Here is a 15,406-nt window from a genome sequence, read left to right as displayed (position 1 = left end):
CATTTTATGGATTATCATATTAATTATTACTCCTTATTGAATGATAGATATTATCTATTTTAAATTCATAAATTGTTTATAATTAATGTAATTTTAATGATCACTTTTCAAGTGATAATATTTGAAAATTTGTTTTTATCTTATGTGGAATGCTGTATTTATTGAGTTTTTGTGAGGTGCTAGTCTAACTTCTTTACCCTTTGAATCTCTAAATTGAGATCTAGTTAAGACTTTCTAACAAACAACAATGCTGTGTATAAAATCTTGCGGTACGCTAGTTGTTGAAAAATAAAATCCAATAGATTGATCAACTTTAAGTATGGCAGAGTAAATACATAATCTAATTTAAAAGTATTATTTAATTATTAAAAGATAAGAAAATGAGGGATACAATGAAAAACGGAAAATTGAGTTTTGTACTAAGTACTTCTATTGCTATCGCATTGTCTGGTTGTGCGACAACGGATAATGCACTAACAGGTCCAATTAACCTTGCTGGTACACAGGCACCGCTATCTGTGGTAGCAACTGAATCAAGTGTGCATGATGGCAACGGCCCAGATCGTTTAATTGATGGTGATATTTCAACGCGTTGGTCTGCTAGTGGTGATAATTCTTGGGCTGTGCTTGATTATGGTCAAGTGGCAGAATTTGATGCAGTGCGTATTGCTTTTTCTAAAGGCCATCAGCGTTCTAGTAACTTCGATATTTTGGTCAGTGAAGATGGGAGTACATGGAAAACGGTGCTAGAAGGTGTTAAATCATCGGGTAAAGTTACTTCGATAGAGCGTTTTCCATTTACAGCAGTAAAAGCCCGTTATGTTAAGTATGTTGGCCATGGTAATACTAAAAACATGTGGAACAGCGTTACTGAATTTTATGCGGTAAATTGTGCTGTGAATACATGTCTTGCTAATGAGTTTATTACACCTGATGTAATTGCTGCTAATGAAGCTGAAAACAAAATTTTAGATAAGGCTGCAAAAGCCAAAAAAGCGAAAGAAAAAGCAAAAATGAAAGCATTACGATTGGGAGATTTTGGTACGCACGTGCCATTAAAATGTGATTCAGCCATCTCTGATTGTAGTAAAAAAGTATGGTGGGATGTACCGTTAAAATCACCGACTATTCCAGCCGTGCCATTAGCGGGTAACAAACCTGGAGAAAACTTCGATTTAACCACTTGGTATTTATCACAACCCTTTGACCATGATAAAAATGGAAAACCTGACGACGTTAATGAGTGGTATTTAAACCAAGGTTATGAACAACCTGAACTTTTTTATACTGCGGATGATGGCGGTTTAGTGATTAAAACTTTTGTTAAAGGTACTCGTACGTCTAAAAATACTAAATACACTCGTACAGAGTTGCGCGAAATGTTACGCCGAGGAGATAAATCTATTTCTACCAAAGGTGTTAACAAAAACAACTGGGTATTTGGCAGTGCACCAGAAGCTGATCTTAAAGCCGCTGGCGGTGTAGACGGTGTGTTAGATGTCACAATGAAAGTTGATAGTACCACTTCAACAGGTGAATTAGGCCAAGTAGGTCGTTTTATTATCGGTCAAATCCATGATCAAGATGATGAACCTATTCGTCTTTACTACCGTAAATTACCAAACAGAGATACTGGTTCTGTTTACTTTGCACATGAAAATACCTTGGAAGGTTCAGATAATTACTTTAGTTTAGTAGGTGATTTAAGTGGTGAAGTTGACGATGGTATTGCGTTAGGTGAAGTATTCTCGTACCAAATCAAAGTTGAAGGTAATACCATGACGGTGACAGTAAAACGTGATGGAAAAGAAGATGCAGTTCAAGTTGTTGATATGAGCAAAAGTGGTTATGACCAAGGTGGTCGTTACATGTACTTTAAAGTAGGGGCATATAACCAAAATAATAGTGGTGACCCAGAAGATTATGTTCAAGCAACATTCTACAAAATTAAAGCATCACATGATCAATATAAATAGTAACAATCGACTTTGTAAATAATGAATCTGTAAATAAGACCCTATTAATCATTACAGGGTCTTAATTTTTGATAACGTTTAACTATTGATTATTTAACTATTGATTATTTAACTAATATTGAATATTTTACTAATAATGAACATAAAGCCAGTACCTTTACTGGCTTTATATTTTAAATTGCTTTGGACTAGCTACGATAATTTCTCATTCTTCATTTCACTCTTTATAGATGATTTAGATACTTGTTACTTATTATTTGAATCTAAGATTCTGAATAAAAGTGTACTTATAAGTTATATCAAATCCGTTAAAGATCTTATCAATTTTGTTGCTTAAATTTATCACTTCTGCATTAATGTTTTTATATAAAAAATAAAGATCCTACACTATTTATGCGTTAAATAAATTCAGTTTTTTATGTCCAGTATTTGCTCTAATATTTAATTAAATTGCGATAATTACCGTCTTTGTCTTCTATGCTCAGCATTTTAATTGTTATCTATTCATTCAAATACAACATTAAAAGTGCTGTAATAGCATTTCTTCAAATTGTTTTATTAAATTCATTCTTAAATGGTAGTGCGCAAATGGTAAAAGGTAAGTTTGTTACAGGTAATATTTTTAACCATATTATTGTTATGTCATCGACTAATGCAATTGGATTAACAGCATTATTTTTGGTCGATTTAGCGGACCTTTTCTTTATCAGTTTGTTAGGTGAAACCGAACTAGCTGCAGCGGTTGGTTATGCCGGCACAATTGCATTTTTCACAACTTCTATCAGTATTGGTTTATCAATTGCAATGTCGGCTTTGGTATCAAAAGCTATCGGGCAGCAAGATCGAGAAAAGGCACGACGATTAGTCATTAACATACTCGGTACAGGGTTCATTATCAGTGCATTAGTGGCAGCAGTAACTTGGTACTTCACGCCTGAATTAGTCAGTTTAATTGGCGCAAAGGGAGAAACACATCAACTAGCGGTTGAATATTTACGCATATTATTACCGTCACTGCCTATTTTATGTTTGGGCATGAATGCTGGTGCTGCTTTACGTTCGGTAGGAGATGCAAAACTTGCAATGTATACAACGTTAGCTGGTGGGGGTGTTAATGCACTGTTAGATCCGTTATTTATATTTACCTTTGATCTTGGCTTACACGGTGCGGCAATTGCTTCAGTTATCGCTCGCTTTGCTGTTGCTTTTGTTGCCATTTATGGGGTGACTAAAGTACATAAACTAATGGGCACATTTAATGTTAAACATTGGTTAGCGGATCAAAAAGAAATTTTCAATGTCGCCATTCCTGCAATGAGTACCAATATTGCCACGCCTATTGGTAATGCTTATGTCACTATGATGATTGCTGGATTCGGAGATGGATTTGTTGCTGGATGGGCAGTAATAGGGCGTTTATTACCGGTTGCATTTGGAATGATCTTTTCCATTTCCGGTGCTGTTGGCCCGATTATCGGACAAAATTTTGGTGCCTTGTTATATGATAGAGTTCGCCTAACTAGCAAACGAGCTATCGAGTTTACAGCTGCATACGTAATTATTGTCGCCTTGATTATTTTTCTGATACAAAATCAAATAATCTCTATTTTTGGTGCGCAGGGCGATGCCGAAGAGATGATTCGTTTCTATTGTACATGGCTATCTATTGTGTTTGTTTTTAACGGCCTAATCTTTATTGCTAATGCAACATTTAATAATTTAGGCTTTCCTAGTACATCGACAATGATGAATATAGGCAAGGCAACAATAGGTACTATTCCATTTGTTTATTTTGGAGGACAATGGTTTGGTGCGTTAGGTGTTGTTGCTGGGCAGGCCGTTGGGTCTATATTGTTCGGTTTAATTGCATGGTGTTGGTCATTACGTATATTAAATAAATTAGGTGATGATCCGAAAATGCAATGTGAGCAAGAGGATGATATAAGTCTTAATTCTGTACTCCCTTTAACCCCATTTTCTTCTAGCCGTATCTATCTGTGTTCCGATACTGATGAATGCCTAACTGAACAGCAATTAAAGGATATCGAAGTTATTGAGGGAAAAGAAACAACTAAAAGCTGATTAAGATTAATTTGCTATTTGAAAAATAAAATCCGTTAAAAATAATATTCATCGCAAGGATCTACGATGAATATTAATGATCAATACCTTTTTATAAGGTGTCATCAAAAATGACCCCAATCTTCTAAATTAATTTAAAAGGCTGCTACTTTAAAAGACTACTAAGGTTGATTGTCTGATCATAAGATTTAGTAAACAATGGCGAGCTAATTTCAAAGTGTAACGGTAAATCTGGATTCGTCAGCATAGAAAATACATTGCTAAACATATCACTTGGTTTGATACTTAGTGGTAGTTGTAAGCTGCTTTTACCAGTACTAATTTTTTGACTCGTTAGTGCGCCTTTAAAAAGATCATTACCCTTTGAAGACACTGAATATGTTAGGTCATCAAGTGGTAAATTGAAATCATTTTGGTTGTCTACATCAACACTTAAAACAATGTCTAATTGTGAAAAGCTAGCGTTAACCACTTTCATATCTGCGATAGTTAATTCTGGTATATATAAAGTCGCAGATTTTTCAAATGGAATTGGTAGACCGAGAGTATTTACATTACCCTTCACTTGATAATCTAATTTTCTATTTTTAAATAATAACTGCTGTAAGGATGTTAGCGTTTCTTGAGTAAGTGCAATCGAAAGACTGACATCTTTATCTCCATTTGCAGGTAAAGTGCCTATGGCATCGGTTTCACCATTCAACATTTTTTCATTATTCAGTGAAAGTTCATAGCTAATTGAATTCACAGGAATAGGATAACCATTCTCGTTGGTAATAGTAAATGTAGGGTTCAGTTCAATACGATCCATTGATACTTCACCTAGTGCAATTGATTTGTAACCTACTTGTGGTTGTTTAAAAAGACCTTCTGTTAATGTTGAACATCCTGATACCAAAGTTATCATGGCAACAACTATTAAATTTTTAATCATAATTTTTCCTGTTAATTTAAGTTCTAGTAAAGCAGTATTTACAACTCGTTGTTGAATAGCGCAATGTTGATACCCCATATCATGAGTTACAACTTATTATTTATAGTTTTCAACATTTATTATAACAGAATCAATAGTTAGTTCTTTGAATTGAAATAAGAACAAGATAAAAATATTGCATGAATTAAACAAGTCAAAAGCTCAACCTAGTTATAAACAATTGTTATGAAAAATAATAATTTCTTCATTACTTATATAGAATCTTTGTCCACTTAAGTGATTGACTTGCGATATAAGGTCAACTTTATATGCTCACTTGTGTCCGGGAAACCTATCGTTCTTTACAAATAAACCTGATGGTCAATAGAGCCTAACCAAGTATAAAAATAAAACTTCATTTATCTTATTACTTGAGTTCAGATCCTGTATTGACCATAAGTTTGTTTTTAATCAATGATACGTTACTTAGTCAATTGATTAAAAAGCAGTTTTTGTTATTGTTGCCTAAATAAAAACGATTATAACTTACAGCTTTTAGGAGATCGTCATGGAGTACAATAATTTTATCATTGCAAGAGCATTGCATATTGTTGCAATTGTAATGTGGATTGGTGGTGTTGCATTTGTTACTACGGTTTTGATTCCATCTATCCGTAGTGCAAAGTCTATCGATAATAAATTGCATCTATTTGAAATGCTTGAGGGTAAGTTTGGCTTTCAGGCTAAATTAACAACGGTTATAACAGGTATTTCCGGTTTTTACATGCTAGATGTGATGAATGCATGGTCAACAATGAACTGGTGGATTCATATTATGATTTTTGTCTGGTTTATTTTTACCTTAGTATTGTTTCTCTTGGAGCCGCTTATTTTACATCGGTGGTTTCATCAACAAGCTGAAAAGAATACTGAAAAAGCATTTTTCTATTTACAGTTGATGCATACTATATTGCTTTCAGTTAGTTTAATTGCTGTTTTTTGTGGTGTAGCTGGCGCACATGGTTTATTTTTTTAATTTATTGAATTCAAGTAATAACAACACATTTATTATTTAATAAAAGCAAATATTACAGTGCGTGCATTCCTAGTACTGTGGATATTCAGTATAAGGAAAAATGTAAGGTTTATATTGAGTCAATGCGATTTAAAGCATGCATTACGTTGACATGACCGCTATTTTTAGCAAACTAATAACCGTTAAGGAACCGTGTTTAACGCGTTCCTATCTATATTAGACATAGTGGAAATAGTAGGCGGACTATTAAGTTATGTACTAACGACCTAGTAGTTTTTTAAACATGCTTGAAATGATGGAGGCAAAACTAATTGTTTCAGCATTTGAGGCGCTATCTGCACTTTCAGCTTTAATGGCGGCTTTATTGTCTGGAATAGATTTTATCAATTTTGATAAACTGTCTTCGTCAAAAATGAACCCATTACTATCATTCTCTTGCTGATCATATTTATCGATTAATAAATCCAGTATATTGATGATAGTACTGGTTTTATTGAGTGAACCTATATTATCAAACACTGCACCATTACCTAATTCCACAATCCGCCTACGGGCACGGAAATCTTTTCTTTGCTGGCTGAGTTCTTTCCAACTTAATTGATTAACGGTGGTAAGTATTTTATGGTCATTGCGCCAATATATTGCATCTTTACCAATGATTAACCCCCTATGAAACTGAGTAAATGAGGTACGCATTGCGGCTAAGATATATTCTTGGTCAGGAATATCTAAAACAGCGCGTGCATAATGCTCGATTTCTTGTGGCACAAGAGGATTCATATTAAAATTATTTTCACCATGGTAATAAGTCAAAATATTTATTACTTCATCCAACATGTTCATTTGTAACTCCTTGATAAAATTAAGGTACCTATCTTACCTAGGTTTAACAGGTATATACAGGCTAAAAATATACTTCACTTCTCGTTTTTACTATATTTTGTATGACAAATGTAAGTAGCAGTTTTGATCGTGGTATTTTACTTATTAAAATCGATAACAATTTAATCTCATGGTTACAATTGCTTTTGGGAATCAAGGAACAGCAGATACTATCTGCGCAGGGTTAATAAAAAGATTTCAACCTATTTTTATGAGCGAGTTTAGTGTAGAATCCCGCCTTTATTTTTGAATAACTTGCAATAAAAATATCAGAATTTAAAGCGTTATTATTTGATGCTTTCTTATCCTTTTTCTTCTATAACAAATAATGAAAACAACTATGAAAAATATAACGATAGCAACGCACAATGGTAACTTTCATGCGGACGATGTGTTCAGTATCGCAGCCCTTAAATATATCTTTCCAACTTTTGAACTAGTAAGAACACGTAACTTAGATGTTATTCAAGAGGCTGATTTAGTGATTGATGTGGGTGACGAATATGACCCAGAAGAAGGGCGCTTTGACCATCATCAACGCGGTGGAGCCGGGGAGCGTGAAAATGGTATTCCATATTCATCATTTGGCCTAATTTGGAAAAAGTATGGGCTAACGATTTGTAATAATGATCAAGATGTTGCAAATTCAGTGGATGCCGGTTTAGTTTCTACCATTGATGCAATAGATTGTGGACATGTAGAAGGGGTTGCTCAAGGCATTAGTTTAAGCCAAACTATTTCGATGTTTAACCCTACCTGGCAAGAAGATGGTGATTTTGATAGCTGTTTTGACCAAGCGGTAGAGTTTGCTCACGTCGTTCTATCTCGTTTTATTGCCTCTGCTAATGGTGGAATAAGCGCTAAAGCTATTGTTGCGAAAGCTATTACCGAAGCAGCAGATCCCCGCCTTATTGTACTGCAACAATATACGCCATGGAAAAGAACGGTGCTTAATTTGTCTAAAGAAGCATTGTTTATGGTTTATCCATCTCAATCGGGACATTGGAGAATTCAAACTGTTCCTGTTGAACTTGGTTCTTTTGAAGATAGGAAGTCGCTACCTAAGTCATGGGCTGGTTTATCGGATGAAGCATTACAACAAGAAACAGGCCTGACAGACGCTATGTTTTGCCATAATGGTTTATTCATTGCTGGTTGTGAATCTTTTGAAAACACCATGAAAATGGCATCAATGGCACTTTCTGAATAGTTTTTTAGCCATAAGTTAACAAGCTGAGTATTTGTCTCGCTTGTTAACTGCTTAAGATTTCAATTTAGCCCTTCAACACCTTCTTTAATTGTTCTATTCAACTCCATTCTTTGATCGAAGTTCCTTAAATGAAGCAAATATATATGCGCATCACGAAAAACGAATTGGTTGCTCCAAGGCGGTAAATTGATTTGTATCATTTTATTTACTACATATTTGATTAGTTGATTTTTAATCCAAAAATAAATTAAATGTTAACATATTGATTTTGCGATAAATAAAATAAAAGTTGAAAATATTTGTCTATTCCTTTGGTATTATTTTTTTTCTGTTCTATATTTTCTGGGCGGTAAAGATTTACCGAATACTTATAAACTTTTCTCATTTAGATGTTTACATATTGTAGCTAGAAAAAGGCAAACTAAGGGAAACTTTAGGACGCAAAACCACCGGCCTGTGGACAATTAATTGTCTATGGCAGCGGGGTTACCGAGGCGGTAAATATTATCCCTCCACTTTTTTAAACATATAATACAATGTCACTGGACGCTGAATGATCACTTTTGTGGAGGCAAAAATGAATCAGCACCTTTTTAGCGTAAAAAAATCATCTCTTGTTTTATTTTCACTTTTAGCAGGTAGCTCAATGGCTTCTGCTGAAAACCTAAAAATAAATTGGACCGATAACTCTACTAATGAAGATGGCTTCATTATTGAAAAAAGAATTCAAGAAAGTGACCTATTTGAGATTGTTTCTACTCTTCCAGCTAACGCTAGCAATTTTACAGATTCTAACGTTATTGTTAATCAAACTTACTGCTACCGCATTGCTGCATTTAATCAAGCAGGACAAAGTACTTCTGATGAATCATGTTTAGAAGTCTATGAAGTTGCAAGCTCAGAAACGCCAGTAGAACCAACTACACCAGCAGATACTACAACTCCAATTGAAACAGATACTCCAGCAGATACAGGTATCATTTACACAGCGACTGACATCGCCATCTCACATGAGTTTACAAGTAAACCAAGTATCATTGAAGTGGGTGAAAAAGAGTTATATTCATTTAGAAGTGAAGCTGCTTATAACGAAGGATATAGCGACGATAGTATTGCAAATAGTCAATTTTCAGTTAATGCAGGTAACGTCGGTTATAAGGACCGTAACTACTTTAGTTTTCAGGAGAATGGAACTGAGTTGACTAATGGTTATGCGTCAATGAAATTTAATACAGGTAATAAATTATCATTTGATTTAGTAGGAAATGGCCAAGAACAAAATGCAACTTTGTATATGCAAGCAGGTGCATGGAGCCACAATGCATCAAGCGTTATTGTCACTGTAGGTAATGAAGTAGAGACTATTACGTTACCAAGAGGTTACGCTTGGACCTACTTTTCTGTTTCTATTGCATATGACGGTTCAACACCCGTTTCTATTAGCACCGATAGCGACGTAGGTGGTTATAGTTCAGTAATGTTTGCTGGTATTGTATTAAACAATGCAATAACAGCTGTAGAAGAAGTTGAAGCTGTAGAGGCTGTAAAATATGCGGCGCTTCTTTCTGTTGATGCCAAAGCCGGCTATACAATTGATGTTGCAGACGCAGAGTTTATGACACACGATATGCAATCAGGAAATCATGATCTTACAGATGCACAAGTTGAATCAATCTCATTTTCTGGCAAAACTTATGATGTTACGAAACGTTACACCTTCACTGACCAGAATGGTAATGACTTCGTCGGCTATAAAGGTATGAGCTGGAAGGAAGAGAATGGTGTTGCACTTAAACTTAAAAGTGGTGAGTCTCAAGTTAATGTAGCTTCTCTATACTTTTCAGCGGGTGCTTGGACTAGAGAAACTGCTGCTGTTGAAGTTGTGATTAACGGGGTAAGCGAGATTATCGAGTTAAGTTCAGGTTATTCTTGGAAATATATGCAGGTAGACGTTGAATTTGAAGGTGAGTTAGATATTGATATTCATCCAGTAGGTACGATAGGTGGTTACAGCGCCTTCAACTTTGCTGGTGTTACATTGAACTAATCAAAGTTTAAAACCCAACATTAAAAACCGAAGCTTAATAGCTTCGGTTTTTTTGTTTTATGAACTCATCAAGTATTCGAGAATTGATACAGCTCCTTAATTGCCCTGTAATAAAAAGAGACTGTAATAAAAATGTGTGGCAGTGTTAAACCCTCACTAGCAATATCTACTCTTGATTGGTTAATTTACCTTTAACGTTATAAAACTAATTTCACAATATTTATTCCGAACCATATAAACATCTGAACAATATTGCTGGTCAAAATCAATAAAAACTCCTTGTTCTCAATCCCAATTACTAACTATTATTCAATCAAACGCCTTGCCCTCATTATTTTTTACTTCGCAATTTTTGACCATGTAATTAAGCGGAATGGAATTGCTCAAAAAAACTAGTTATTCGTAGTGATAAAAAAATTAAACATATCCATATTTAATGTTGTACATCCTACTAACCATTCTAAAGATTAAAAATTTATGATAATTCAGCCCTTCAATGTCAAATAAACCCTTTTTTATAGCGGTAGAATTTTTGTTGTTACTCACTAACCGCATTATGATAGTGTTTAACTAGTTTTGATTGCTTATATAGATGACACAGTTAACTAATAGGGGGATAGAACATGAAAAAAACGCGCACAGAATCTGACAGTATGGGAGAGCTTGAAGTTGACATTAATGCTTTATATGGAGCGCAAACACAACGAGCAATTAATAACTTCCCTGTAAGTGGCCTTAAATTACCGGAATCATTTATTAGTGCTTTGTTATTAATTAAGTCAGCGGCCGCGACTGCAAATATGACGTTAGCACATTTATCTAAAGAGAAAGGGAAAGCGATTAATCTCGCTATTGATAAGTTATTAGCAGATGCAAATCTAATGGACCATTTTCCCGTTGATATTTATCAAACAGGGTCTGGTACTAGTACTAATATGAATGCTAATGAAGTCATTGCAAATGTAGCGAGTCAAATTTGTGGCGAAAAAATACATGCAAATGACCATGTTAATTTTGGCCAAAGTAGTAATGATGTGATACCAACAGCTATCCATGTTAGTGCATCAATTGCATTGCATAATAACCTTATTCCTGCGTTAAAATCATTATCTAGTACTATTCATATTAAAGCGCAAGAACTTGATGCTTACACTAAGAATGGACGCACGCATTTAATGGATGCAATGCCGATACGTTTTAGCCAAAGCTTAAATAGCTGGGCAACGCAAATAGAGCAAAACATTAAGCACTTAGAGTTGTTACAACCGAGTATTCAACGTTTAGCTCAAGGTGGAACGGCCGTCGGAACGGGTATCAATGCTGATCCTGCTTTTGCTAAAGTATTTAATACCGCTCTGTCAGATATAACTGGAATTACATTTAAACCTAGCAATGATTTTTTTGCTGCAATCGGTACTCAGGATACTGCCGTCGCATTATCAGGACAACTTAAAACAACCGCGGTATCTATTATTAAAATTTCCAATGATTTGCGCTGGATGAATTCGGGACCTTTAGCTGGATTGGGTGAAATTAAACTCGAAGCATTACAGCCTGGTTCTTCTATTATGCCCGGTAAAGTTAACCCTGTGATCCCTGAATCTGCATGTATGGTCGGTGCGCAAGTGATCGGCCATGATGCAGCTATAACCATTGCTGGGCAATCGGGGAATTTTGAATTAAATGTAATGTTACCCCTAATTGCTCATAATCTAATGTCGAGTATCGACCTTTTATCCAATGTCAGTGTGTTATTAGCAGATAAAGCGATTAAAACCTTCACGGTTAATACACAAAAAATAAACGACACATTAGCTCGAAACCCAATATTGGTAACTGCGTTAAACTCGCTAATTGGTTACGAAAAAGCTGCTGTGATTGCAAAAATAGCCTATCAAGAAGGGCGGCCAATTATTGATGTAGCAGAACAACACACCGATCTTACCAGAGATAAATTGGAGGTTTTACTTAATCCTATCAAGTTAACCGAAGGTGGTATCCCTCATTAAGCAATGATAAAAATTAATTGTTAATTGTTAATTGTTAATTGTTAATTGTTAAATAAAACCAAATCATATTTGAAGTGTATTTGTAATAACTCAACGTAAATATGCTAACCTAATTTTGGTTATGGCCGCATAAACGTATCGAGTAATGTCCTTTATACGTCATTTTTATGCCTAGAACCTGTTTACCTCATGATTTGCTGTTTTTTGCACCTTGGGTTACAACGGGTATATGTAGCATTTTTTTATAATTTTTAGAGGAACGAATGAACAGTTCAATTACATCTTTTATGAGAAACTTTTTCTCAAGAGCGTTAACCATCATCTTTTTTGGTTTAGCTATTATTCTTGTTATTTCACTATTTACGAACGCAGTACAAGGTTTGATAGCACAATCTGATTTAACTGAAATCCTGCTCAAAAGTATTAACACTGGGATCATTGCTTTGGCCGTATTTGAACTTGCGCTCATTATTAATAAAGAGTACTCAGAGCCTGGTGAAGATGATAATAAAAATGCAATTGAAACTTTACGTGGTACCTTACCAAGGTTCATTGGTACTGTATGCGTGGCATTATCTTTAGAAGGTTTGATCATGGTTATTAAATATAGCCAACTAGATTTAGCTGGTAACTTGTATTATCCCGTAGCGATCATTACCAGCACTGCATTGCTTTTATCATCACTGGCCCTTTTCTTGTATTTAACTGATAAACAAAAATAAATATTTAATTAGTTATTACAGCTTAAAAAAATAAATCTAGAAATTATTCAACGACATAGTAAAAAAGCCTTCAAAATTTAATAGGTCTGAAGTGACCCCATTAAGTTTTGAAGGCTTTTTGTTATCTACTGAAAATATAAAATACGCAGTAAATTGTAAGTGACTTATAGGTAAATACCACTATCAATGAACTGCGAGTTAAGTACTATTGACCTCTGTTTATAATCTAGTACGTTTACGATTTAAAACGTTTTACTAAATCATCTAAACTTGACGCCATACATTTTAATGAGTCCGTTGATGATTCAATATTCTGAGAGGCTTGCGCACTTTGTTCTGTACTGTCACTGATATTCACCACATGGATATTAATTTCATTGATCACGGCAGATTGCTCTTCAGTAGCGGTCGCAATTTGCATATTAAGATCTGAAATATGTTGAACATTTATAACAATTTCACCCAAGACTTCATTTGTTTTATGTGTCGCTTTTAGTCCAAGAATTGCTTGCTCTCTACTTTTATGCACTGAATCCACTGCCATTTTCGAACCATCTTGTAATTCAGATATCATTTTATGAATTTCATCGGTTGATTCGTTCGTTTTCTTAGCAAGATTTCTGACTTCATCGGCTACTACAGAGAAACCTCGACCGTGTTCTCCTGCTCGTGCTGCTTCAATTGCGGCATTTAGTGCTAGTAGATTAGTTTGATCTGATAGACCACGTATCACATCAAGAATACCGCTGATCGAATCACTGCGTTTAGCTAAATTTTCAATACTAGAGGTTACACTTTCCATATCGTCAGCCATATGGCTTATGGTAGCTGTCGATTCATTAACAACTATCTGTGCTTGGGCTGTCATGTTAGTAGCTTCATTGGTTGTTTGCGCCGCTACACCTGCATTATTAGCTATCTCCGCGATAGTACTGCCCATTTCGTTAATAGCAACGGACACCTGATGTGCTTCATCACGTTGTTTGTCTAATGATACTTTAGAGGCGTTAGCATCTTGATAAACATTCTCAGAAGCATTCTTTATGTCAGTTGATGTTGACTTAACATCTTGAACAACAGTGCGGATATTAGCTACAAATGCATTAAAGCCTTTTGCCAACTCGGATATCTCATAAGCACCATTTTCGTTAATTTTATAGGTGAGATCTCCTTCTCCTTCACCTAATTCACGAAAGGTAACAGCCATTTCTTTAATTGGCAGTACTAAACGGTTGCCTATAACAATACTTATTAACACAAATAATATGGTCACGATAACAAACATCATTAGCATATAGTTTCGAGACTCATCCAAGCCTGCATACAGTTCAGATTTAGGTACTTCGGCTATTACATACCAACCTAAACTGTTTATATAACTGGTCGAAATAACAAAATCACCTACTTCTTGGAAAGCAAAATTTTGCTTGTTAAATAGTTTATCCTTGTCAATATTTGCATATATATCCTGGATATTTTTATTCTCAGCATAGTCTCTGTTTCTATGAACTTTAACTAAGCCATCTTGATCCGCTAAGTAGACAAAACCACTTTGTTCAATCTTGAAGTTTGTTAAGAATTTAGCGATTTCATCAAAGGATTTAGAAACACCTGAAGATCCACGGCCATTAACCTGCTGATAGTTAACAAAGATATCGATAGAACCGTCAGAGTTAGTATAACTACTTGCAGACTCTTCTATACCACTTTGCTTAAATTTGAAAAACCAACTGTCATGATCGTTATTTTGTAATTGACGTAAAAAACCTTCTTGATTCCAATATTTAGCTGTATTGAGGTCGATGTATGAGGCATTACTTAATCCATTAGCTTTGGCTACGTCTCCTAAATACTTAACCAACATTTTTTCACCTGCCGCATCTTCACCGTTATCTACCCAAGAGGCAATAAAAGCATTACTGGCAATTGCTTTGGTTAACGCTTTCATTTGGGATATTTCACCATTAACGGCTTCCTCAACTCGTTGTACTAAGTTAGGAAGTTCAGAGTTTTCCAAACGATTAAGCAATTGGTCTCGTGATTTCATTTGAGCAACAAATGCAATCACACTGGTCGATACAATGACGGCAAGTAAAATCGTCAATATTAATCTATTTTTGATAGAAAGTGAGCGCATAAAAACCTTAATTTATATAGATATTAGGACTTAAAAAGAGCAGGTAAAGTAACATTCGTAGCATTAAAATTACTATAAATATCAATAGAATTGCTCAATAGAGGTAGAAGTGTAGCACTTAGTAAATAGTTAACCATTAATTGAAGATATTTTTATTAATATTTTTTTTAAGAAAATTATAGGTATTTTATCCTGTATTATTTACATTAACTTAACTGATTATCAGCTCGGTTAAGTACATCTGAAAGTAAGATAAATTGACAATTTATAGCGTGTCTTTATCTCTAAATCTCACAAAATTGAGTATTAAAGATGAAGTAAATAAAGGTGAATAAAGAAGAACACATTAAATAATGGATCAATGTTACCCATTTTAAAAAGGTTAATTGAGC

At 34.7% G+C, this 15,406-nt stretch carries 10 protein-coding genes and 1 riboswitch; of the genes, 7 read left to right on the top strand and 3 right to left on the bottom strand.

What is annotated here, in order from left to right:
- Positions 1-392 precede the first annotated feature (392 nt).
- Together MT390_RS03565 and MT390_RS03560 are read left to right on the top strand one after the other, a co-directional pair.
- The gene (locus MT390_RS03565) at positions 393-1,976 is read left to right on the top strand and encodes a polysaccharide lyase family 7 protein (protein ID WP_166371363.1); all 1,584 of its coding nucleotides are present in this window, start codon (positions 393-395) and stop codon (positions 1,974-1,976) included.
- Between the two features lie 588 nt (positions 1,977-2,564).
- Positions 2,565-4,058 carry an MATE family efflux transporter gene (locus MT390_RS03560; RefSeq protein WP_499439642.1) on the top strand — a complete coding sequence of 498 codons (1,494 nt, stop codon included), beginning with the start codon at positions 2,565-2,567 and terminating at the stop codon, positions 4,056-4,058.
- 145 nt (positions 4,059-4,203) lie between these two features.
- Here the strand turns inward: MT390_RS03560 and MT390_RS03555 are convergent, their stop codons facing one another.
- On the bottom strand, positions 4,204-4,992 hold the full coding sequence (locus tag MT390_RS03555) for an LEA/WHy family protein (RefSeq protein WP_299662224.1): 789 nt from the start codon (positions 4,990-4,992) through the stop codon (positions 4,204-4,206).
- Positions 4,993-5,539: 547 nt separating this feature from the next.
- On the opposite strand from MT390_RS03555, the gene MT390_RS03550 reads away from it, so the two are divergent.
- Positions 5,540-6,007 (top strand): hypothetical protein, encoded by a 468-nt coding sequence (locus MT390_RS03550; RefSeq protein ID WP_166371369.1) that lies wholly within the window; start codon positions 5,540-5,542, stop codon positions 6,005-6,007.
- Positions 6,008-6,265: 258 nt separating this feature from the next.
- On the opposite strand, the gene MT390_RS03545 is transcribed toward MT390_RS03550, so the two are convergent.
- On the bottom strand, positions 6,266-6,850 hold the full coding sequence (locus tag MT390_RS03545) for a hypothetical protein (RefSeq protein ID WP_166371371.1): 585 nt from the start codon (positions 6,848-6,850) through the stop codon (positions 6,266-6,268).
- Between the two features lie 379 nt (positions 6,851-7,229).
- Here MT390_RS03545 and MT390_RS03540 point away from each other — a divergent pair, with 379 nt between their 5' ends.
- The 4 genes from MT390_RS03540 to MT390_RS03525 all read left to right on the top strand — a co-directional run bounded on the left by MT390_RS03540 (position 7,230) and on the right by MT390_RS03525 (position 12,877).
- The gene (locus MT390_RS03540) at positions 7,230-8,099 is read left to right on the top strand and encodes an MYG1 family protein (RefSeq protein ID WP_499439640.1); all 870 of its coding nucleotides are present in this window, start codon (positions 7,230-7,232) and stop codon (positions 8,097-8,099) included.
- A gap of 405 nt (positions 8,100-8,504) precedes the next feature.
- Positions 8,505-8,593, top strand: a riboswitch (cyclic di-GMP riboswitch).
- Positions 8,594-8,676: 83 nt separating this feature from the next.
- The gene (locus MT390_RS03535) at positions 8,677-10,146 is read left to right on the top strand and encodes a fibronectin type III domain-containing protein (RefSeq protein ID WP_499439638.1); all 1,470 of its coding nucleotides are present in this window, start codon (positions 8,677-8,679) and stop codon (positions 10,144-10,146) included.
- 623 nt (positions 10,147-10,769) lie between these two features.
- Positions 10,770-12,155, top strand: a complete 1,386-nt coding sequence (locus tag MT390_RS03530) for a class II fumarate hydratase (RefSeq protein WP_499439637.1) — start codon at positions 10,770-10,772, stop codon at positions 12,153-12,155.
- A gap of 263 nt (positions 12,156-12,418) precedes the next feature.
- Positions 12,419-12,877, top strand: a complete 459-nt coding sequence (locus tag MT390_RS03525) for a hypothetical protein (protein WP_166371379.1) — start codon at positions 12,419-12,421, stop codon at positions 12,875-12,877.
- Positions 12,878-13,112: 235 nt separating this feature from the next.
- Here MT390_RS03525 and MT390_RS03520 read toward each other — a convergent pair whose 3' ends face one another.
- On the bottom strand, positions 13,113-14,981 hold the full coding sequence (locus MT390_RS03520; RefSeq protein ID WP_499439636.1) for a methyl-accepting chemotaxis protein: 1,869 nt from the start codon (positions 14,979-14,981) through the stop codon (positions 13,113-13,115).
- Positions 14,982-15,406: the final 425 nt, after the last annotated feature.

The organism is Vibrio sp. 2-Bac 85, assembly GCF_037546705.1.
Taxonomy (GTDB): domain Bacteria; phylum Pseudomonadota; class Gammaproteobacteria; order Enterobacterales; family Psychromonadaceae; genus Psychromonas.
This window is presented reverse-complemented; position numbering and strand designations above follow the sequence as displayed.

What these genes read in the sequence shown, in the direction of transcription:
- MT390_RS03565 (WP_166371363.1), top strand. Translation starts at nt 393, where the DNA reads ATGAAAAACGGAAAATTGAGTTTTGTACTAAGTACTTCTATTGCTATC.
- MT390_RS03560 (WP_499439642.1), top strand. Translation starts at nt 2,565, where the DNA reads ATGGTAAAAGGTAAGTTTGTTACAGGTAATATTTTTAACCATATTATT.
- MT390_RS03555 (WP_299662224.1), bottom strand. Translation starts at nt 4,992, where the DNA reads ATGATTAAAAATTTAATAGTTGTTGCCATGATAACTTTGGTATCAGGA.
- MT390_RS03550 (WP_166371369.1), top strand. Translation starts at nt 5,540, where the DNA reads ATGGAGTACAATAATTTTATCATTGCAAGAGCATTGCATATTGTTGCA.
- MT390_RS03545 (WP_166371371.1), bottom strand. Translation starts at nt 6,850, where the DNA reads ATGAACATGTTGGATGAAGTAATAAATATTTTGACTTATTACCATGGT.
- MT390_RS03540 (WP_499439640.1), top strand. Translation starts at nt 7,230, where the DNA reads ATGAAAAATATAACGATAGCAACGCACAATGGTAACTTTCATGCGGAC.
- MT390_RS03535 (WP_499439638.1), top strand. Translation starts at nt 8,677, where the DNA reads ATGAATCAGCACCTTTTTAGCGTAAAAAAATCATCTCTTGTTTTATTT.
- MT390_RS03530 (WP_499439637.1), top strand. Translation starts at nt 10,770, where the DNA reads ATGAAAAAAACGCGCACAGAATCTGACAGTATGGGAGAGCTTGAAGTT.
- MT390_RS03525 (WP_166371379.1), top strand. Translation starts at nt 12,419, where the DNA reads ATGAACAGTTCAATTACATCTTTTATGAGAAACTTTTTCTCAAGAGCG.